The following is a 20,854-nucleotide window of genomic DNA, read 5'->3' on the forward strand; positions in this document are numbered from 1 at the left end:
ATACACTTATGATGCGATATAAATTTCATAAAACGATAGTATCTGTTTTGTTTTTTTCTTTGCTGACGAATAGCATTCATTCGCAAACAAAAAAAGACTTTCACAGCTGGGCATCAACTCCGCCAATGGGATGGAACAGCTGGGACTGTTTTGGTCCGACAGTTACAGAAGCAGAGGTAAAATCTAATGCCGATTATATGGCTAAACATTTGAAACCGTATGGCTGGGATTATATCATAGTAGATATACGCTGGTATGTTGGTAATGACAAAGCACACGGATACAATGAAAAAGACCCTGATTATGTGATTGATGAGTTTGGGAGATTTATGCCAGCCGTAAATCGTTTTCCTTCTGCTGCAGGAGGAAAAGGCTTTAAGCCACTGGCAGATTATCTTCATAAAAAAGGATTGAAATTTGGAATCCATATCATGAGAGGTATTCCGGTTATTGCCGTAAAACAAAACATTCCTATCAAAGGAACAAAGCTGACTGCCAAAGATATTTATTCAGATAAAGACCAATGCAGCTGGTTGCACGATATGTACACAATAGTTCCTGGCAAGCCGGGTGCTCAGGAATATTACAACTCGCTTTTTGAATTGTATGCTTCCTGGGGACTTGATTTTGTTAAGATAGATGATCTTTCTTCGCCTATTTATTTTGAAGGAGAAATCGATATGATTCGCAAGGCCATCGATCGTACAGGACGTAAAATTGTTTTGAGTACTTCTCCTGGTGAAACTCCTGTTGGACATGCTGATCACGTTCAAAAGAATGCGAATATGTGGCGTACTGTTGGAGATTTTTGGGACAGTTGGGAACAATTAAAAGACCATTTCGAGGTATTTAATCGTTGGAACCAATGGCGTACCTATGGAGCCTATCCTGATGGTGATATGTTGCCGATTGGCCGCATTGGAATCAGGGCAGAAAGAGGTGATCCTCGTATGACTGCTTTTTCCAAGGATGAACAATATACTTTAATGACCTTATGGACAATTTTTAAGTCACCGTTAATGTTTGGAGGTAATCTCCCCGATAATGATCCTTTCACACTTTCTTTGTTAACGAATAAAAATGTTCTAAAGGTTCTTAACGAAAGCACCAACAATAAACCTCTTTTTACAGATAAAGACAAAGCGGCTTGGATCGCTGACGAACCAGGTACTGGAGCCAAATATTTAGCCGTATTCAATACAGCCGATCAACATTTGGTAACAGAGGAAAAAGCAATTTGGAGCAGCGGATTAATAAATAAAACGACTCCGAGTCAAAGTGCTGCCGTAGACATTGATATTTCGGGAGCTAAAAAACTGTATTTGGTAGTAAATGATGGAGGAGACAAAACCGATTGGGATCACGCCAACTGGATAGAACCAACTCTTTATAACGAAAAAGGCGCTCTTAAGCTTACTAGTTTAAAATGGATAAAAGCAACATCGGGTTGGGAAAAAGTAAAGGTTAACAAGAGTGTTTCCGGCAATGCTCTCATTGTAAACAAAGTTAAATATGACGACGGAATCGGTACACATTCCAATTCAATTATAGAATTTGACATACCGGAAGGTTATACTCATTTTAAGGCACTTGTGGGATTGGATGAGGCTTGTGTTGCCCAAAATACTGGGGCAACCGTGAAGTTTTTTGTATTCACAGAAAACCCTTCGGGAGCAGCACCACCGCCTAGCGCGAAAATTTCAGTAAACCTGAAAAACATTGGACTTCTTGATGAATATACGATTACTGATTTATGGTCAGGAAAAGTAATTGGGAAATTTTCGGGAGAGTTTGCCCCAGAAATTAATAATCACGGAGCTGGTTTGTACAAAATCGTCAAAGTATCTAAATAGCTAATCTTATTTTAAAAAGTATGAACTATAATTCGAAAACAGCTCCTAAAAAAAGAAATGCGAGCCAATGCATTGTTTTATTATTGGCACTGGTTTCTTTAGGAACTGCTAATGCACAACAGGCTTCCAAAATAAAAACTACGGCCTATTTATTTGCCTATTTTACTGGAAATTCTGGTAATGAAGAAGCAATCCGTTTTGCGGTAAGCAATGACGGCTACAATTTTAGAGCATTAAACAACAATCAGCCGGTAATCGATTCTAAGAAAATCAGTTCCACTGGAGGAATACGCGACCCTCATATTTTACGTGGAGCAGATGGGAAAACATTCTACATGGTAGCTACCGATATGGTTTCGGACAAAGGCTGGGATTCTAATAGAGCCATGGTTTTGTTGAAATCTACCGATTTAGTAAATTGGACTTCAACAGTAATTAATATTCAGAAAAAATATCCAAACCAAGAAAATTTAAAAAGAGTTTGGGCGCCACAAACCATATACGATGCTAAAAAAGGGAAGTACATGATTTATTGGTCAATGCAGCATGGAAATGATATTGATAAAATTTATTACGCTTACGCCAATGCTGATTTTACCGATTTAGAAACAGAGCCTAAACAATTATTTTTCAGTCCAACAAATGGAGCCTGCATTGACGGAGAAATTATTTTCAAAGACAATAAATATAATTTATTTTTCAAAACCGAAGGATCAGGAGCAGGCATAAAAGTTGCCGTTTCTGATAAACTTACCGAAGGATATGTGTTGAAAGACAAATATGTGCAGCAGACGAAATATCCTGTAGAAGGTGCTGGAGTTTTCAAACTGAACAATTCCAAAGATTATATCTTGATGTATGATCTTTATACGAAAGGAAAATATCAGTTTACAAAAACAAATGATTTAGAAAATTTCTCAGTTGTTGATAATGCAATTTCAATGAATTTTCACCCGCGTCATGGAACAGTTATGCCAATAACTGCAAATGAATTAGCTCGATTGGAGAGCAGATGGGGAAGTGCAAAGGATATTATGAGTTCTTCTGATTCCAAAGAAGTTAAGAAAACAAATATCAAAGCTGATGATGCTGCAAAGCAAGTTCATCTGCTTGTGAAATGGGGAACAAATCTAGCATCATTCAAACCTGATTTTACAAAATTTTCAGGAGTAACTGTTGAGCCAAAAACAGCTCAGGATTTTACAAAAGGTGCTGTGAAATATACGGTTACAATAGAAGGACAGCCAAAAGAAACTTGGTCGGTTACAGCTTCAATTGCAAATAATCCTGCTTTGAATGGTTTTTATGCTGACCCGGATGTTATGTATTCTGAAAAAACTTCCAAATACTATATCTACCCAACGAGTGATGGTTTTGATGGTTGGTCAGGAACTTATTTCAAAACATTTTCTTCACCGGATTTAGTGAATTGGACTGATGAAGGAATTATTCTGGATCTCGAAAAAGACGTTGCATGGGGAAATAGAAACGCTTGGGCGCCTTGTATTACTGAGAAGAAAGTTGGAAACATTTATAAATATTATTTCTATTTTACTGCAGCTCAAAAAATCGGAGTAGCTGTTGCTGATAAGCCAGAAGGTCCTTTTGTTGATTCAGGAAAACCATTGGTAGACAAATTACCAGCAGGAGTTTCAGGAGGACAGCAAATAGATCCTGATGTGTTTACTGATCCTCAATCAGGAAAAAGCTATTTATATTGGGGAAATGGTTATATGGCTTGCGCCGAACTTAACGACGATATGATTTCTATCAAACAGGAATCTATCAAAGTTATGACTCCAGATAATACTTTCCGCGAAGGCACTACTGTCTTTTTTAGAAAAGGAAAATATTATTTTTTATGGTCTGAAGAAGATACCCGAAGTGAAAATTATCGTGTACGTTATGGAATTTCCGATTCTCCAACGGGTAAAATCACCATCCCGAAAAACAACTTAATCTTAGCCAAAAACAAAGAAGCTGGCATCTATGCAACTGGCCATAATTCAATCCTTCAGATTCCAGGTAAAGACGAATGGTATATAGTCTATCACCGTTTTAATTATCCAAAAGGAATTACGATGGGAGATGCAGCGGGATTTAATAGAGAAGTTTGTATCGATAAAATGGAGTTTGATAAGGATGGAGCTATACTTCCTACAACTCCCACTCACGAAGGAATTAAACCTATAAAAAAGTAGCTTTTTTTAAAAAAAGCATGCTATTAAAAACATGAATGACTAATTAAAATAAATACATGATGACTATTAAAAAACTCGCATTGCCAATTCTTATTTTTTCCTGCTTATCGGCTTTTAGCCAGATATCGTTTGGGGATTCTAAAAAAATTAATGACAGCTGGAAATTTACTCTTGAAGATGCTTCAAATGCGGAAAATACTACTTACGATGATGCTAAATGGCAATCAGTAAACGTTCCTCATGACTGGAGTGTTGAAGGGAGATTGAGCCCAAATTTGGCGAGTTGTCAAGGGTATCTTCCCGGAGGAATTGGATGGTACAGAAAATCATTGAATATTCCTCAAAATAAAAAAGGCGAAAAAGTCTATTTATATTTTGAAGGGGTTTACAACCGTAGTGAAGTTTTTATCAACGGTCATTCTTTAGGAAAACGCCCTAACGGGTATATTTCTTTTGCTTATGATGCAACTCCTTTTGTAAAATATGGAGAAGATAATATCATCGCTGTACGTGTTGATCACAGCAAAAGTGCTGATTCCCGCTGGTACACAGGTTCTGGTATTTATCGTGACGTATGGTTGGTTTATTCAAATCCAGTGCATATTGCGCAATGGGGCGTTTATACCTATCCAGAAGTTACTAATGGAACAGGAACTCTGAATGTAGAAGTAGCATTAGAAAACGGTTTGGCAGCCAAAACAAATCTTACTGTCATCAATGAACTTTTAGATAATAACGGAAAAGTAGTTGCTAAAAATTCTCAAAAAGTTCTGGTAGAAGCAAACAAAGAAAATAAAATTACAACTAAGATCAACGTAAAAAATCCTCAATTGTGGGATTTACAGAATCCTAATCTGTATCAGTTGAAAACAACTGTTTTAAAGGATGGAAAACAAATCGACAAAACGGTTACATCAACAGGTTTTAGAACTTTTACTTTCGATGCAAATAAAGGTTTTGCCCTTAATGGGAAATGGATGAAAATGAAAGGAGTTTGTTTACACCATGATGCAGGAGTTTTAGGATCGGCAGTGCCTAAAGAGGTTTTGAAATCAAGATTGGAAACTTTAAAAGAAATTGGCGTAAATGCTATTCGTACAAGCCACAATCCGCAGGCTCCTTATTTTTATGCTTTGTGTGATGAATTAGGAATCTTAGTTCTTAATGAAGCTTATGACGAATGGGAATTTCCTAAACGCAAATGGTTAGTGGGATGGAACGTAGGTGTTCCTGGTTTTGAAGGTTCTAATGATATTTTCCTTACTTGGGGCGAAAAAGATTTGGAAGACATGGTACGCCGTGACCGTAATCACCTTTCTGTATTTGGATGGAGTATTGGTAATGAAGTAGATTATCCAAATGATCCCTATTCTCACCCTGTATTGGATAAAGGAAAAGAAGGTTTCGGACAAGCGGCTTATGGCGGTTACAAAAAAGATGCACCAGATGCTATGCGTCTCGGGGCAATAGCCAAACGTCTTGTAGCAGCGGTAAAAAAATATGATAAATCTCGTCCAACAACGGCTGGATTGGCTGGAGTTGCTATGTCTAACGAAACAGAATATCCAGGAGCTTTAGACATTACAGGATACAATTATACTGAAAGCAAATATGCTTCAGATCACAAAAAATACCCAAACAGAGTGATTTTTGGAAGTGAGAATGTACATGATATGGAGCCTTGGCTTGCTGTAAAAAATAATGAACACATATTTGGACAGTTTTTATGGACAGGTATTGATTATTTGGGTGAATCTAATGCTTGGCCGTCAAGAGGATTTTACTCTGGATTAGTAGATCTTGCAGGGATTATTAAGCCAAGAGGTTATTTCCGTCAGTCGTTATGGTCTGAAAAGCCAATGATCTATGCAGGAACTTACATAAGCAATAACGAAAAAGAACTTTCTAAAGATGCTTGGCCTATCTGGAATAATTACAACGACGGACAATTGGTTAGAGTGGTTTGCTATACTAACGCTGCCAAAGCCCGCTTGGAATTAAACGGAAAAGTTGTTGGAGAAGAAAAGAAATATGATGAAAAAACAGGCGTAATTTATTGGGATATTCCTTTTGCTTCAGGAAAATTAGAAGCGATTGGACTTAGCAATGATAACAAAATAGTTAGCAGTTATTCGATAGTTTCTTCACAACAGCCTTATGCTTTGGTGATTAATGAAAAAAACATCACTATCAATAAAGATAATGGCGTAGTAAAAGTGATAGTGCAGGTATTGGATGAAAAAGGATTGCCAGTAATACTTTCTGATAACGAAATAACTTGTGCATTAAGCGGTTCTGGTACTTTATTGGGATTGGAGGCTGGAAATAATACCGATATGGGCGACTATACGGATAATGTTCAAAGAGCATTTCACGGTCATCTTGTAGCTTACGTTCAGGCAACAGGAGGTAATGAGCCTATAAAACTGAAGTTTACTAGTACTTGGTTAAAGTCAACTGAGGTTACTATTCAGGTAAAGTAAGTTTTGGTATTGGCAAAAGTTAATGTAAGGCACAATAAATTAGTGATTGAGCTCATTTTGGTAATTGTGAATAAAATTAATTTTGGTTAGTTAGTAAAAGCTGTTCTTTTATTAGGAACAGCTTTTATATTTTGTCTTGTTTTTGAAGTAATGTTACCCCTTTCTTATTGGATTTTCAAGGAGATTAACCCTTTTTATTTTGATGATTATGAATAGAAAAAAAACGAACAGCATACCTAAAACTTATAACAGTTTAATATTAGAATCTCTAATTGAAACTATTTCTAAAGAAGAATTGGAAAAAAAGGAAAACAAACTGCAATTGGCGATTAAAATTGCCGATGCAATTGAAGCCTCAGGTCTTAAAAAATATGAGTTTGCCAAAAAAATCAATAAAAACAATTCAGTGATTGACAAATGGCTGAGCGGTACACATAATTTTACTGTTGAAACCTTATTTTTTCTGCAAAATGAATTGGGAATTAAATTATTGGATTTAGAACCGAATCAAAAGGATTAATGTTTGAAGTAAAACATGTAAAGTAAAGCCCGATTTATAACCTGTCACTATAACTAAATCAACTAACTAAAACCACTCTGTAAAAGGAGTGTTTTTTTTGTTTTTCAAGCATTTATAAGGGGTGGTTTGTTTGTTTTAAACTACTTGATTTTAAGCGAGATACAATTAACAAATTTTTAACGAAATAAATAACGGAACGTTTGTTCCGTTATTGTATCTTTGGTCTATAAATATTTAAAAACACAATCATGAAAAATTTAGAAAACAAAGTAGCCCTAGTTACGGGAGGAAACAGTGGAATTGGTTATGCAGCTGCCAAAGAATTAGCTGCACAAGGTGCCAAAGTAATTGTCACCGGAAGAAACAAAGAAGCTCTAATAAAAGCTGAATCTGAATTGAATGTTACGGGAATTGTAGCAGATCAAGCCGATTTAAAATCAATTGATAATTTGGTTAGTGAAGTAAAATCTAAATTTGGGAAAATAGATATTATTTTTCTAAACGCAGGAACAGCTTCATTCGCTCCAGTAGATTCTGCCTCAGAGGAACATTACGACAGCATTATGAATGTAAACGTAAAAGGAGTTTATTTTACAGTTCAAAAATTACTTCCAATTTTGAATGATGGTGGTTCTATAATTTTTAATACTTCGATTAACGCGAATATTGGTATGCCAAATTCAAGTGTGTATGCAGCAAGTAAAGGTGCCGTTTTGTCTTTCAACAGAGTATTAGCTACCGAACTTGCACCAAGAAACATTAGAGTAAATGCTATTTCTCCTGGCCCGGTTGAAACACCTATTTATGGAAAATTAGGATTGAGTAAAGAAGAAGTTGAAGGATTCGGGTCTGTTTTAGGAGATAAAATTCTTTTGAAACGTTTTGGAAAAGCTTCTGAAATTGCCAAAACAGTTGGATTTTTAGCTTCAGATGATTCTTCATTCATAACAGGAACCGAAATTGTGGTTGACGGTGGACTTACTGTAAACGCAGTAGTATAATTTTTTGCTCTAATTTAGGAATGAACGTTCCTATTTGGTATCTTTGTAAATCTTTAATTATTACGTTTATGGCAAGATTAAAAGAATTCAACGAAGAAGATGCTTTGGATAAAGCAATAGAAATTTTTTGGAGTAAAGGCTACAACGGAACATCCGCACAAGATTTAGTAACACATTTAGGGCTGAGCAGATCCAGTCTTTACGACACTTTTGGCGACAAGCATTCCTTATTTATAAAGGCATTGCAACGTTATCAAAAGCAATCATATGACGCAGTAACTAGTCTTTTGAAAAATTCAACAAATATCAAAGAAACGATTAAAGAAATGTTTGTGCAGGCAATCCTCGAAAGTTTTGAAGATAAAATTACAAAAGGATGTTTTATGGTCAACAGCACCGTTGAGTTAGCGATTCATGATGCTGAGATTGAAAAAGTAGTCAATGATAATAGGCAAAAGATGGAAGAAGTTTTCTTTCTGGCTGTCAAAAGAGGACAGGAATTAAATCAAATTTCATCGGCAACAGATCCAAGATTATTAGCCCGTTTTATATTCAATAACTATTCGGGGATAAGAGTTTTGGCTCGATCAACTGGAACTCCAAAACAGGTTTTCGACGATGTACTGAAGGTTTTGTTATCCGTATTATAGTATTTCAACATTCGATTATAAATGTAAACCACTCATTTTTATGAGTGGTTTTTTATGTAAAGTTTTGGCAGTTTTTAGTTAATAAAACATTGAGGGAAAGGATTATTTTTTCTGTTTTATTTCATTGATATCTCTTTTCAGTTCGAGAAACATCTCTTTTACTGTATCGGATTCCGAGGTCAAGAGTTTAGCATCATCTCTTCCAATATGACATACATATTCCCAAATCTCTAAAATGTCAGAAAGTTTGATTTCATATGGATTGTAAATAATATTATCTGAAATTACCATTAATGAATCGTCTTTTTTATCACCAAGCCGTTTATAGGTAATACCTTCGCTGGAAGTGATTAAGATGTAGGTTTTATTTTTTTTAATTTCCCCCAGATTATCCACATATTTCCCGACCACAATGGACTGATTTGTGTGTGGTGGCATAGAATCGCCATTGATGGGAAATGCTCTCATTTTGCCCGGACCTAAAAAAGGCAGTGCTATTTGCTGTAGGTTTTCTATGTATTCAGAATCTGCATAACCGCTAAGATATCCAGCTTGTGCTTTGTGTGGAATGATTTCGATGAGATTGTTACCGTCTTGGTCGACAGCTATGGGCAAAACGATTCGGTTGTCATCCAATTGCATTAAATTATCAATCGAAATTTTACGTAAATCAACCGTTAAAAGCAAATCAATACTGATATGATAATACCGGGAAATAATCACTAACGTTTCTGCGGGTGGCGTGTTTTTTCCGTATTCATATTTCTTGTAGCGGTCAAGGGGCAGAGCCATTCCGTCCGCCACTTCTTGTTGAGACAAATTTCGTTTGTTTCTCAGCCATTTAAGATTGTCAGAAATATACAACATACGTTAAAGGGATTTTAAGTCACTACAAATATAATCATTATAGTGATTTATCGTCCTAATTTTGTGAAATGTTTTTAGATCAAAACTAAGACAGACAGTTACAAGAACAAGAATAATATTTACGTTAGATATTATATGAAAAAGCAGGAATACGCCATAGTAGATATAGAAACTACCGGAGGCAATGCAAGAGGCAGTCGCATCACGGAAATAGCCATTGTTATTCACGATGGAACTAAAGTTATTGACCGTTGGGAAACACTTGTGAATCCGCAACAGGAAATACCACTTGCAATTTTTGCACTTACTGGTATCGATAATAGTATGGTGAGTAATGCTCCTATTTTTGATGAGGTTGCCGAAAAAGTTTTGGAGATGCTAACCGACCGTATTTTTGTGGCTCATAACGTCAATTTCGATTATTCTTTTGTTCGCCATCAATTGGAAAAATCTGGTTTTAAATGGACAGCCAGAAAATTATGTACTGTTCGTGCAGTCAGAAAAATTAAACCTGGCTTAGGCTCCTATAGTTTAGGGAAGCTTTGCAATTCGTTGGATATATGTATAGAAAATAGGCATCGAGCTGGTGGAGATGCAGATGCGACAGCCATATTATTTTCCAAATTGTTGGAATGGGACAACGAAGGAGAAATGGATAAAATGATTAAGAAAACGGCACAGGATCAGCGCTTGCCTCCTAATTTGCCTCCTCAGGACTTTGAGCAATTGCCAGAAAAAATTGGAGTGTATTATTTTTATAATCAGTTAAGAAAGGTTGTGTATGTTGGGAAAGCGGTTAATTTAAAAAAGCGTGTGGCTTCTCATTTTAGTGGTCATAATGTAAATGCACAAAGGCAGAATTTCTTGAAAGATATCTACGGAATTTCATATGAAGTATGTGCCACCGAACTTATGGCACTTTTGTTGGAATGTGATGAGATTAAAAAGTTGTGGCCTGCTTATAACAGGGCATTAAAACGCTTTGAATCCAAATACGGATTATATGAATATGAAGCCAGAAATGGGTACAAGTATTTGGCAATTGGAAAACGAACCAAGTTTCAGGCGTGTATTCAGGAGTTCAATAGCTTATATGACGGAATAAATGTACTGCAGAATCTTGTTCAGCAGTTTAAAATTGATCATCGATTCTGTGAATACGGCAATACGGCAACTGGAGAATTTTTTCAAAAAAAGGATTTGACAAATTTACCCGATGCTGCACTTCACAACGAGAAAATTGAAAACGCCATTACCTTTTTGATAGAGAACAGAGCTAGTTTTGCCATTATAGATAAAGGAATATCTATAGAGGAAAACAGTTGTATTTGGGTTGAAAATGGACACTTTTATGGGATGGGCTATTTCCCATCAGATGTTGTGTTTAATGAATTGTCAGAGTTAAAGGACTATATCACACCTTACAAAAGCAATCAATACATCATGCATCTCATTTATGCATATACTGAAAAATATCCAGGAAAAGTGAAAAGCTTCCAAACGAAAGAAACATAAAATAAAATTATTTACGATGATTCTCTTTAATGACACCGAAATGTTCTCACAAGGTACGGCCGGCAAAAAAATATTTGACGTGCCTGATGCTGATTTGCTTCTGATTGATAGTTTTTTTACCAAAGAAGAATCAGACAACTATTATAACATTTTATTAAACAATACACCTTGGCGTGAATATGAAATGTCGATGTATGATAAAATGGTTACGGCTCCGCGTATGATTGCATGGTATGATGAGATTGATGGTGATGGTAAATCGAACTGGCCAAAGGAATTAATGACTATAAAAGGCAGGGTTGAAAATGAAATCCAAATAAACTTCAATGCTGTTTTACTGAACTTATACCGAAATGGAAAGGATGGAGTTTCTTGGCATAGTGATAAAACGCAAAGCGAGAATAAAGATATGAACATTGCATCGGTTACATTTGGAGAAACCCGTATGTTTCGACTTCGTCATAAATTTCTAAAACATATTCCCCAATTGGAGATTCCTTTGCACCATGGTTCTTTCTTGTTAATGGCAGGAAAAACAAATAGTTTCTGGGAACATCAAGTGCCTAAAACAGCAAGAGATGTACTCCCAAGAATTAATCTCACTTTTAGACAGGTTGGAAATATAAAAAGAAAGATCTATGATAAATCTTTTTTCCAATGAAGCAATTAACCTTTACAGTTTATATATCTTCATAGATATCAAGTTTCAAAGAAAGCCAAATATGATAGTAAACCACCCATTTTTGTAGGTGGTTTTTTTATGGATTAAATAAAAGAAAATCATTAGTCAAATAAAATTGTTTAAGACTCGATGGCGTGTTTTTGATAATGGAAATTCGGGAGAATGAGGAGCATCCAAACTTTGCAATTGAGCAGAACTCAAATGTTAATTAATATTAATATTATCATAAATGTGTTATGTTCTGGCAGTGTGTTGAGAATAAAGGGGAAACAATAGCGTTCTTAAACAAAACGATATTATGGGTTTATTTGATTTTATGATAGTGGAAATCGCTATGGATTTGGGGACGGCCAATACTTTAATAATTCATGATGGAAAGATTGTTGTGGATAGCCCTTCCATTGTGGCAAGGGATATTAGAAACGGTAAGATAATCGCAGTAGGTAAAGAGGCCAGTTTGATGCAAGGTAAGACACACGAGAATATTAGAACAATCCGGCCTCTTAAAGACGGGGTTATTGCAGATTTTGATGCCTCTGAGAAAATGATCAGCTGGTTTATTAAAAATATACCTGATTTAAAGAAAAGCTTTTTTACTCCTGCACTACGAATGGTGGTATGTATTCCGAGTGGCATTACCACGGTGGAAAAAAGAGCAGTAAAAGAGTCCTGTGAACGAGTAAACGGAAAAGAAGTGTTTTTAATTCATGAGCCCATGGCTGCTGCTATAGGAATTGGTTTAGATGTAATGCTGCCTAAGGGGAATCTCATAGTGGACATTGGTGGAGGGACTACAGAAATAGCTGTTATTGCCCTTGGAGGAATAATTTGTGACAAATCTATAAAAATTGCAGGTGATGTTTTTACCAATGATATATTGTATTTTATGAGAACACATCATAATCTATATATTGGAGAAGCTTCCGCAGAAACAATAAAAATTGAAGTAGGCGCTGCATTGGAAGAACTTGAAGATGCTCCTGCTGATTTAACTGTTCGTGGAAGAGATATGCTTACCGGGAAGCCTAAAGAAGTTTTGGTTACCTTTCGGGAAATAGCAAAAGCTTTAGATAAATCAATACAAAGAATTGAAGACGCCATTATGGTAACGCTTTCTCAGACACCACCTGAATTGGCTGCAGACATTTATCATACAGGACTTTATCTTGCAGGAGGTGGAGCAATGCTTCGAGGTCTTGACAAAAGGATTTCGCAAAAGACGGATTTACCCGTATATATTGCAGAAGATCCTTTGAGGGCCGTGGTTAGAGGTACAGGAATTGTTTTAAAAGATATGGACAAATATAAAACTGTATTGATAAAATAAGTTAGTTATTACTCCCGTAAATGGTTTGAGCAAAAAAAGTAAACCTGACTTCCATATTAATTTGGAGCAGAAACATTAGCCTTTTTGGGATACATTGTCCCGCTTTCCGCTTCAATCTTATAAGCCTCGTCCCAAAAGACGAGACTTATAAGGATTTCCACTTTAATCGGGGCTAAAGGGAGACATTTTTCTTTTTTGTCATCATCTAAAAAAGAAAACAGCAATAGTTGGACTCCGGTTCATATTAAAAAGCAAACCACTCATTTTTATGGGTGGTTTTTTTTATGGGTTTAATTATTGTAAGGAATTTTTTAGTTGAGAAGTAGATTCTCTTTAGCGCTATATCGCAATTGTTTTATAGTTGAAAACGATATATCGTTGTATTTGTATTTTTAAATAACTGTAAATCTATTGATTATAAAGGGTTTTTCTTAAAAGGCACGATTCTGGTCTATACGTTTGTATAACAATTGAATAACGTAATCATGCAGACAGAAAATTCAAAATCTATTCTTTTTATAACTGGAGCTTTTGTAAGTAATCAATCTTGGAATGAGTGGATAGATTTTTATGAAAGTAGAGGTTATAAAACTATCGCTCCCGCTTGGCCTTTTAAGGATGCACCTAGCCGCCATCCAGATCCAAAAGTAGCATCAATTCGGTTGACACAGCTCATAACACATTTTGAGGAAATTGCAAGATCATTTTCAGAAAAGCCAATCATCATTGGTCATTCGATAGGAGGATTGCCCGAATCAGAATTGGTTGTCCTAGATACAATCACTTCTGTTTTTGTCATGAGCTATTTTTAATATAGTTTTTTGCCAAATTCCGCAATTCAAAATCTTAAAACTTAATTTTTTGAAAAAGTCATTTTGAATAAGCAAAAGAAATATAATTCACTATAAAACAATTGAGTGACAGTTTCTTTCTTGTTCTAGATTAAGATTTGATAATTAATTGTACTTTAGTTTTGTACTAAAATTATGAAGCCATGAAGAAACTAGAATTTTTAATACTCGGAAAAAACGAACCTATTCTGGAAATCCTGTTACGTCTTGTGAATGCAAACGAAGATTGGCATGCAGTTGGTTTTAGTGACGAGGAAAAAGCTAAGGACTATTTTAAACAAAACCTTCTGGACATTGTTTTATTCAGTTCAGGAATTGAAGCAGCATCTGAAAAAAAAATGCAGGAGTTTTTTATTGCTGAACAACCCGAAATCGAAATCATATTGCACTACGGAGGAGGAAGCGGACTACTAAAATGTGAGATTCTTGAAGTTTTGGAAAAGCGACGAAAAAGAAAATTATCCGAAAATAAAGCTTAAATTCTAATCCATAAATTTTCCTGATATGTTTGAATCAATTAATAATAATGTTTGTAAAAAAAGTGAATTTACACCCGACGAAATTGAGTATTTCAATACAATATTGCAGTATATAGAAGTTCCTAAAAAGACATTATTATTACAGGAAGGTGATATTTGCAACTTTGAAGCTTACATCTTAAAAGGCTGTGTCAGGAAATATTATATCAATGAAAATGGATTTGAAGTAATTATACAATTTGCCGTAGAAGACTGGTGGATAAGTGACATTGCCAGTTTTCATGAAAAAAAATCAAGCAAATTATTCATAGAAACTCTCGAAGATTCTCAACTATTGATATTAACACCCGAAACCAAAGAAATGCTTTTGCAAAAAGTTCCTAAGTTTGAACGTATCTTTAGGTTACTAATACAGCGAAATCTCTCTGCAATGCAGAATAGGCTAATTGATACCATTGCCAAATCGGCACAAGAAAAATATTTAGAATTTATAAAACTTTACCCAACCATTTCTCAACGAGTAGCACAGCATTACATAGCTTCCTATCTTGGGATTTCAGCAGAATTTTTAAGCAAAGTCCGAACGAAACTCGCCAAGCAATAAGTTTCATTTCTTGTCCTAGTTCAATGCTTTACAATACTATCCGATCTAATTTTGTATCGGAATTATTGTAAAGCATTTTTATTTAAAAAATCAAAAACAATCATTTCTTGTCCTAGTTCAATGCATAGGAATTGAAACCGACCGAAATTTGTACCATCAATTAAGCATATAGATTATCAACACATTAAATAATAAAAACAAATAATAACAATAAAAAAACTAATAAAAAAACTAATAAAATGTACACAAAAACAACTTGGGCTTTAGACCCATCACACTCAGAAATTGGATTTAAAGTAAAACACATGATGTTTACTAATGTATCCGGAAGTTTTGCACAATTTGATGCAGCAGTAGAAACAGATTCAGATAGTTTTGACAATGCTAAATTCAATTTCAAAGGAGTAACTGATTCAATTACTACAGGAAACAAAGATCGCGATGCTCATTTATTGAGCCCAGATTTCTTTGACGCAGCTAATTTTCCTGAAATTACTTTCGCTTCAACTGGTTTTACAAAAATCAATGAAGGAGAATTTGAATTAACTGGAGATTTAACCCTTCACGGAATCACTAAACCTGTTCAATTGAATACTGAATTTGGTGGTTTGGCAAAAGACCCTTGGGGAAATACCAAAGCAGGACTTTCCATCACTGGAAAAATCAACAGAAAAGATTGGGGATTGAATTGGAACTCAGCTCTTGAAACTGGTGGAGTTTTGGTTGGTGAAGAAATTAAATTAAATTTTGAATTGCAATTCATTAAACAATAAGTTTTTGAAAGGGTTTGTTAATAATTGAAAAAGCGCTGTAAGTATCTTGAAAAATACAAACAGCGCTTTTTTAAATTACAAAAACAAGCACTTTTATAATGTTCCCTCAAATACAATCCCAATTCCTGCGATGGTATGAATTTGATTGTAATCAATCATAGCGTCTCTATATCCGTGAAAAAATTGGCCATATCCTTTTAGATTTTTATATATGTGGAAAGTTCAATCCAACTCAATACTACCGTGATTATCGTCACCAAATCGTAAAGAATGTTGTGCTTTTAATGTCAAAAATTCTTTTTTAATCCAATGAAGTTTCTATTTCAATCGCAACTTCCTACAAAATCATGTATTGTCGTTCCGGAGCTTGATGAAAATCATAGTCATATTGCGGTTTAACTTTCCTAAATATGATTCCTGTAGCCTACTGTATTTCAGATAAAAAAAAAAACAATTTCGCCACTTTCTTTAAGCGGCATTTTAATATCCTCAAGATGGCTTTCTCCCTTATCATCTGAAAATATTCGTGTTATTGAGTAGTATTCCATTTTGTGAATATTTTGATTGTTATTTTAAAAATCTTTTAAAAGTTCTTTTTGAACCAAGCAACAGACAGATCTAAGTCTTCTTGGGTTAAATTATGTCCTGTATTCATTTCTTCAAAAGTGATATCTAAGTTGTGTTTTGGAATTTTTTAAAAAATATAATTTGCGATATTTGGTAAATCCCTAAGCTTCATTTTCAAAATAAAGTATATGAAAACCTATTTGGTATAGTTTATGAAATTAGATTTAAAACATAGAAACTATGATAAGGAAACTCATTACTATCTTAGTTACCGATGGCCAGTAAATAGAAATTGAAAAGCATTCTATTTTATGGTCACTTTATTATATTTGTAATCCATATTATTTATTTGCTATTAGTTTGAAAAATTATCTACTGTTTTTTGTGTTATTTACAATAAGTTATTCGGGGTATTCATCGGGTGCTGCGGATTCTATTTTTGATAAGTTAAATGATGCCTTAAAAAATAAACAGAGATATGTTCTATTAAAAGAGGAACGTATTTTAAATTTCAAAAAAATTAAATCAGAAGGTTTATCAAAAGAGCAAGAATACAATTACAACAAAACTTTATATACCGAATACCAAAAATTCAATTCTGATTCGGCGATTTTATATGTCAAAAAAAATCTTGTAATTGCTTCAGAGCTTAAAAACAAAGATTTATCAGATTTAGCCGAATTGCAATTAGCCAGCCTATATTCGTCATCGGGTAAATACCGGGAATCTGAAACCATTTTAAAAAGTATCAATAAAAAGACATTAGCCAAATCATTGCTTCCTAATTATTATCTGGCTTATCGGGAATTTTTTGAGCATTATAACGCAAATAGTAACAGTAAAATATACATTGAACTAATAGGTAAATATCGAGATTCTTTACTAGGTGTATTAAATCCTACAACATTGAATTTTAAGATCAATCAAGTTCAGAAAAATATTTTTGATAAAAAAAATGCTGTTGCCTTAAAGCAATTATCTATTTTATTGAAAAATACAAAAGAGGAAGATTCCCAATATGCGATGATTACGTATCTTTTTGGAAGTATTTACGAAAGTACCAATCAATTAGAATTAAGAAAAAAATATTATGCGCTTTCGGCTACTGCAGATATAAAAAATGCCATAAAAGACAATGCTTCGCTTCAGGAATTGGCTTTGGTTTTTTATGAAATTGGAGATGTTGACATGGCTTATAAACTCACACAATCTGCAATCGAAGACGCACTTTATTGCAATGTTCAGTTTCGAACATTGCTAATGTCTGAGATCTATTCGATTATTAATACAGCTTATTTAGAAAGAGAAGCTGAAAGAAAAACCGAATTGCAATTGTATTTGTTATGCATTAGTCTGCTTTCTGGATTCTTAATTGTGGCAGTTATTTATGTTTACAGACAAATGAAAAAGGTATCCAAAATTCGTGGAGAACTTTTTATGACCAGTCAAAAATTAGCCGAATTAAACAAAAATATTACTGAAACAAATAGCCAGTTACAGGAACGAAACGCACAATTGTCTGAATCTAATCATATTAAGGAAGAATATATTGCTCATTTTTTTAATCTGTGTTCGGCTTATATCACTAAGTTGGAAAATTATCGTGTTATTTTAAACAAGAAAGCAGCACTAAAACAGTTTGATGAGATTAGTAAAATGCTAAAATCCACCATTTTGGTTGAAAAAGAACTTCAAGAATTGTATGAGAACTTTGATGTGATTTTTCTAAATCTGTATCCAACTTTCGTAAAAGACTTTAATGCATTACTTATTAATGAAGAGCAAATTGTATTGAAACAAGGAGAGCTGTTAAATACAGAACTTCGCATTTTTGCGCTAATCCGTCTTGGAATAACAGACAGCGTAAAAATTGCTGCATTTCTTCGTTACTCTTTAAGTACCATTTATAATTATCGAACCAAAGCTCGAAATAAAGCGGCAGTTTCTCGAAATGATTTTGAAGAGACAGTCATGAAAATTGGATTATTACCCTTAAAAGCCTAATTTTTTATTTTAAAATCACTACTTTTTTTGTTCTTTTTTTTGTTCTAAATATTTGATATTTAGGTTTTTAATTTTTTATTTCACTACTTTTTTTGTTTAAAAATTCAAAGCAAACTATAACGTTTTAGCTTTACAATATTATTAAAAGATACTTTTGAATATACGGAGTATCTTAATTGTAAATTTTAATGCTTTAATAAATTAGGTTGTATGTTTAAAAATGTTAAATCAATTGTTCTTTTACTGTTATTGGGTTCATTCGGTATGAATGCACAAAATAAAGTTCCTGTTTATCTTGATGATAAAAAAAATATTAGTGAACGTGTAGAAGATGCACTTTCTAAAATGACAACTGAAGAAAAAATTGCCATGATTCATGCGCAGTCAAAATTCAGTTCGCCCGGTGTTCCGCGTTTGGGAATTCCAGAAAACTGGATGACTGACGGACCACACGGAATTCGTACCGAAGTTTTATGGGATGAATGGGATCAGGCAGGTTGGACAAATGATTCTTGTATTGCATTTCCGGCGCTTACGGCTTTGTCAGCAACCTGGAATAAAGAAATGGCTTCTTTATACGGAAAATCAGTTGGAGAGGAAGCTCGTTACCGAAACAAAAATGTATTGTTGGGACCGGGTGTAAACATTTACAGATCACCATTAAACGGCCGTAACTTCGAATATATGGGAGAAGATCCTTTTCTTACTTCAAAAATGGTAGTGCCTTATATTAAAGGGGTGCAATCAAATGGAGTGGCTGCCTGTGTAAAACATTTTGCGCTAAACAATCAGGAAACCAATCGTAATTCAGTTAATGTAATTGTTGATGATCGCGCATTATATGAAATTTATCTTCCAGCTTTTAAAGCAGCTGTTCAGGAAGGAGATGCTTGGGCAATAATGGGATCTTATAATAAATACAAAGGACAGCAATGCTGCCATAATGAGTTTTTGTTGAATGATATTCTTAGAGGAGAATGGGGATTTAAAGGTGTTGTTATCTCAGATTGGGGAGGAGTACATGATACAAAACAAGCTATTTATAATGGTTTGGATATGGAATTTGGTTCTTGGACCAATGGACTTTCATGGGGAACAAGCAATGCTTATGATAACTATTATTTGGCAAAACCTTATTCAACTATGATTGCTAAAGGTGAAATAGGAACTAAAGAATTAGATGAAAAAGTACGTCGTATTTTGCGTTTATCGTTCTTGACTACAATGAATAAGGAAAGACCTTTTGGATCATTTGGAACAAAAGAGCATGCTCAGGCTGGTTTAAAAATTGCAGAAGAAGGAATTGTACTGCTTCAAAATAAAAATAATATTCTTCCAATTGATTTGAACAAAACAAAGAAAATTGCTGTTATCGGTGAGAATGCTATCAAGATGATGACTGTTGGTGGAGGAAGTTCTTCGCTTAAAGCGAAATATGAAGTATTGCCTCTTGACGGATTGAAGAAAAGAATTGGGAATCAGGCTGAAGTGGTTTATGCTCGTGGTTACGTAGGAGATCCAACAAGTAATTATAATGGAGTTGTTGCAAAAGTTAGTTTAGAAGACAAACGTTCTCCAGCAGAATTAACTGCAGAAGCTTTAAAAATAGCAAAAGGTGCAGATGTAGTATTGTTTTTTGGAGGTTTAAATAAAAGCGATAATCAAGATGCTGAAGGAGCAGACCGTAAAGATTTAGGTCTTCCATACAATCAGGATAAATTAATCAGCGAGTTGGTTAAAGTAAATAAAAATGTTGTTTTTGTAAATATTTCTGGAAATGCTGTGGCTATGCCATGGGTAAATGAGGTTCCGGGAATTGTGCAAGGATGGTTTTTGGGTACTGAAGCGGGTAATGCATTGGCAGCAGTTTTGGTTGGAGATGTGAATCCTTCCGGAAAATTGACTTTCACTTTCCCCGTAAAATTATCTGATAATGGAGCGCATGCTTTAGGAGATTTTCCTGGTGGAGATGAAGTAACGTACAAAGAAAGCATTTTTGTTGGTTACCGTTGGGCCGACAAACAAAAAGTAAAACCATTATTTTCATTTGGTCACGGTTTAAGTTATACGACTTTTGAATATGGTAAAGTAACCGCTGATAAAAAACAAATGTCGGCTGGAGATCAAATTACATTTTCTGTTAAAGTTAAAAACACTGGAAGCCGTGAAGGATCAGAAGTGGTGCAACTTTATATCAGCGATTTGAAATCTTCTTTGGTTCGTCCAATTAAAGAATTAAAAGGCTTTGAGAAAATTTTGCTTAAAGCGGGAGAAGAAAAAACAGTGACTTTTACAGTTGATAAAACGGCTTTGAGTTTCTTTGATGATAAAAAACATGACTGGGTTGCAGAACCTGGAACTTTTGAAGCTTTAATTGGAGCATCATCTACGGATATAAAATCTAAAGTGAGTTTTTCACTTAAATAAAGTTCATTATTCCGAAAGGGTAGTTGGTAAATCTGCAACGATAAATAGTT

Annotated in this window: 17 protein-coding genes; 15 read left to right on the forward strand and 2 right to left on the reverse strand. The window is 34.5% G+C overall.

Annotated elements, in window-relative coordinates:
- The first annotated feature begins 8 nt into the window (after positions 1-8).
- The 6 genes from AC1DY0_RS11290 to AC1DY0_RS11315 all read left to right on the forward strand — a co-directional run bounded on the left by AC1DY0_RS11290 (position 9) and on the right by AC1DY0_RS11315 (position 8,708).
- Positions 9-1,853 (forward strand): NPCBM/NEW2 domain-containing protein, encoded by a 1,845-nt coding sequence (locus AC1DY0_RS11290; RefSeq protein WP_477188699.1) that lies wholly within the window; start codon positions 9-11, stop codon positions 1,851-1,853.
- A gap of 20 nt (positions 1,854-1,873) precedes the next feature.
- Positions 1,874-4,054, forward strand: coding sequence for a glycoside hydrolase family 43 protein (locus AC1DY0_RS11295; protein ID WP_477188700.1), 2,181 nt, complete (start codon positions 1,874-1,876; stop codon positions 4,052-4,054).
- A gap of 56 nt (positions 4,055-4,110) precedes the next feature.
- Entirely contained in the window at positions 4,111-6,537 is a 2,427-nt protein-coding gene (locus AC1DY0_RS11300; RefSeq protein ID WP_477188701.1) for a glycoside hydrolase family 2 TIM barrel-domain containing protein, read from the forward strand.
- 208 nt (positions 6,538-6,745) lie between these two features.
- On the forward strand, positions 6,746-7,057 hold the full coding sequence (locus AC1DY0_RS11305; protein ID WP_477188702.1) for a helix-turn-helix domain-containing protein: 312 nt from the start codon (positions 6,746-6,748) through the stop codon (positions 7,055-7,057).
- Between the two features lie 248 nt (positions 7,058-7,305).
- Positions 7,306-8,058, forward strand: coding sequence for an SDR family oxidoreductase (locus tag AC1DY0_RS11310; protein ID WP_477188703.1), 753 nt, complete (start codon positions 7,306-7,308; stop codon positions 8,056-8,058).
- Between the two features lie 68 nt (positions 8,059-8,126).
- Positions 8,127-8,708, forward strand: a complete 582-nt coding sequence (locus AC1DY0_RS11315; RefSeq protein ID WP_477188704.1) for a TetR/AcrR family transcriptional regulator — start codon at positions 8,127-8,129, stop codon at positions 8,706-8,708.
- A gap of 102 nt (positions 8,709-8,810) precedes the next feature.
- Here AC1DY0_RS11315 and AC1DY0_RS11320 read toward each other — a convergent pair whose 3' ends face one another.
- Positions 8,811-9,575 carry an XRE family transcriptional regulator gene (locus AC1DY0_RS11320; protein ID WP_477188705.1) on the reverse strand — a complete coding sequence of 255 codons (765 nt, stop codon included), beginning with the start codon at positions 9,573-9,575 and terminating at the stop codon, positions 8,811-8,813.
- Between the two features lie 135 nt (positions 9,576-9,710).
- Between AC1DY0_RS11320 and AC1DY0_RS11325 the strand changes: the two genes are divergently transcribed.
- From AC1DY0_RS11325 to AC1DY0_RS11355, 7 genes are all read left to right on the forward strand, one after another.
- Positions 9,711-11,090, forward strand: coding sequence for an exonuclease domain-containing protein (locus AC1DY0_RS11325; RefSeq protein ID WP_477188706.1), 1,380 nt, complete (start codon positions 9,711-9,713; stop codon positions 11,088-11,090).
- Positions 11,091-11,106: 16 nt separating this feature from the next.
- A complete protein-coding gene (locus tag AC1DY0_RS11330; protein ID WP_477188707.1) occupies positions 11,107-11,751 on the forward strand; it encodes an alpha-ketoglutarate-dependent dioxygenase AlkB family protein in 645 nt (214 codons plus the stop codon).
- A gap of 319 nt (positions 11,752-12,070) precedes the next feature.
- Positions 12,071-13,099 carry a rod shape-determining protein gene (locus AC1DY0_RS11335; RefSeq protein WP_477188708.1) on the forward strand — a complete coding sequence of 343 codons (1,029 nt, stop codon included), beginning with the start codon at positions 12,071-12,073 and terminating at the stop codon, positions 13,097-13,099.
- Between the two features lie 485 nt (positions 13,100-13,584).
- On the forward strand, positions 13,585-13,911 hold the full coding sequence (locus AC1DY0_RS11340) for a lipase family protein (RefSeq protein ID WP_477188709.1): 327 nt from the start codon (positions 13,585-13,587) through the stop codon (positions 13,909-13,911).
- A gap of 182 nt (positions 13,912-14,093) precedes the next feature.
- The gene (locus AC1DY0_RS11345) at positions 14,094-14,429 is read left to right on the forward strand and encodes a hypothetical protein (protein ID WP_477188710.1); all 336 of its coding nucleotides are present in this window, start codon (positions 14,094-14,096) and stop codon (positions 14,427-14,429) included.
- A 25-nt stretch (positions 14,430-14,454) separates the two neighbouring features.
- Positions 14,455-15,033 (forward strand): Crp/Fnr family transcriptional regulator, encoded by a 579-nt coding sequence (locus AC1DY0_RS11350; RefSeq protein WP_477188711.1) that lies wholly within the window; start codon positions 14,455-14,457, stop codon positions 15,031-15,033.
- Between the two features lie 239 nt (positions 15,034-15,272).
- Complete coding sequence (locus AC1DY0_RS11355; protein WP_477188712.1) at positions 15,273-15,806, forward strand: YceI family protein; 534 nt, start codon at positions 15,273-15,275, stop codon at positions 15,804-15,806.
- 93 nt (positions 15,807-15,899) lie between these two features.
- Here AC1DY0_RS11355 and AC1DY0_RS11360 read toward each other — a convergent pair whose 3' ends face one another.
- Positions 15,900-16,019 (reverse strand): phospholipase A, encoded by a 120-nt coding sequence (locus AC1DY0_RS11360; protein WP_477188746.1) that lies wholly within the window; start codon positions 16,017-16,019, stop codon positions 15,900-15,902.
- A 714-nt stretch (positions 16,020-16,733) separates the two neighbouring features.
- Between AC1DY0_RS11360 and AC1DY0_RS11365 the strand changes: the two genes are divergently transcribed.
- Together AC1DY0_RS11365 and AC1DY0_RS11370 are read left to right on the forward strand one after the other, a co-directional pair.
- Positions 16,734-18,377, forward strand: coding sequence for a DUF6377 domain-containing protein (locus tag AC1DY0_RS11365; RefSeq protein ID WP_477188713.1), 1,644 nt, complete (start codon positions 16,734-16,736; stop codon positions 18,375-18,377).
- Between the two features lie 210 nt (positions 18,378-18,587).
- The gene (locus AC1DY0_RS11370; RefSeq protein WP_477188714.1) at positions 18,588-20,804 is read left to right on the forward strand and encodes a glycoside hydrolase family 3 C-terminal domain-containing protein; all 2,217 of its coding nucleotides are present in this window, start codon (positions 18,588-18,590) and stop codon (positions 20,802-20,804) included.
- Positions 20,805-20,854: the final 50 nt, after the last annotated feature.

The sequence above is a fragment of the Flavobacterium sp. P1_E4 genome, from assembly GCF_056405915.1.

Excerpts from the sequence above, each read along its gene's own strand:
- AC1DY0_RS11290 (WP_477188699.1), top strand. The coding sequence starts at position 9 with ATGATGCGATATAAATTTCATAAAACGATAGTATCTGTTTTGTTTTTT.
- AC1DY0_RS11295 (WP_477188700.1), top strand. The coding sequence starts at position 1,874 with ATGAACTATAATTCGAAAACAGCTCCTAAAAAAAGAAATGCGAGCCAA.
- AC1DY0_RS11300 (WP_477188701.1), top strand. The coding sequence starts at position 4,111 with ATGATGACTATTAAAAAACTCGCATTGCCAATTCTTATTTTTTCCTGC.
- AC1DY0_RS11305 (WP_477188702.1), top strand. The coding sequence starts at position 6,746 with ATGAATAGAAAAAAAACGAACAGCATACCTAAAACTTATAACAGTTTA.
- AC1DY0_RS11310 (WP_477188703.1), top strand. The coding sequence starts at position 7,306 with ATGAAAAATTTAGAAAACAAAGTAGCCCTAGTTACGGGAGGAAACAGT.
- AC1DY0_RS11315 (WP_477188704.1), top strand. The coding sequence starts at position 8,127 with ATGGCAAGATTAAAAGAATTCAACGAAGAAGATGCTTTGGATAAAGCA.
- AC1DY0_RS11320 (WP_477188705.1), bottom strand. The coding sequence starts at position 9,575 with ATGTTGTATATTTCTGACAATCTTAAATGGCTGAGAAACAAACGAAAT.
- AC1DY0_RS11325 (WP_477188706.1), top strand. The coding sequence starts at position 9,711 with ATGAAAAAGCAGGAATACGCCATAGTAGATATAGAAACTACCGGAGGC.
- AC1DY0_RS11330 (WP_477188707.1), top strand. The coding sequence starts at position 11,107 with ATGATTCTCTTTAATGACACCGAAATGTTCTCACAAGGTACGGCCGGC.
- AC1DY0_RS11335 (WP_477188708.1), top strand. The coding sequence starts at position 12,071 with ATGGGTTTATTTGATTTTATGATAGTGGAAATCGCTATGGATTTGGGG.
- AC1DY0_RS11340 (WP_477188709.1), top strand. The coding sequence starts at position 13,585 with ATGCAGACAGAAAATTCAAAATCTATTCTTTTTATAACTGGAGCTTTT.
- AC1DY0_RS11345 (WP_477188710.1), top strand. The coding sequence starts at position 14,094 with ATGAAGAAACTAGAATTTTTAATACTCGGAAAAAACGAACCTATTCTG.
- AC1DY0_RS11350 (WP_477188711.1), top strand. The coding sequence starts at position 14,455 with ATGTTTGAATCAATTAATAATAATGTTTGTAAAAAAAGTGAATTTACA.
- AC1DY0_RS11355 (WP_477188712.1), top strand. The coding sequence starts at position 15,273 with ATGTACACAAAAACAACTTGGGCTTTAGACCCATCACACTCAGAAATT.
- AC1DY0_RS11370 (WP_477188714.1), top strand. The coding sequence starts at position 18,588 with ATGTTTAAAAATGTTAAATCAATTGTTCTTTTACTGTTATTGGGTTCA.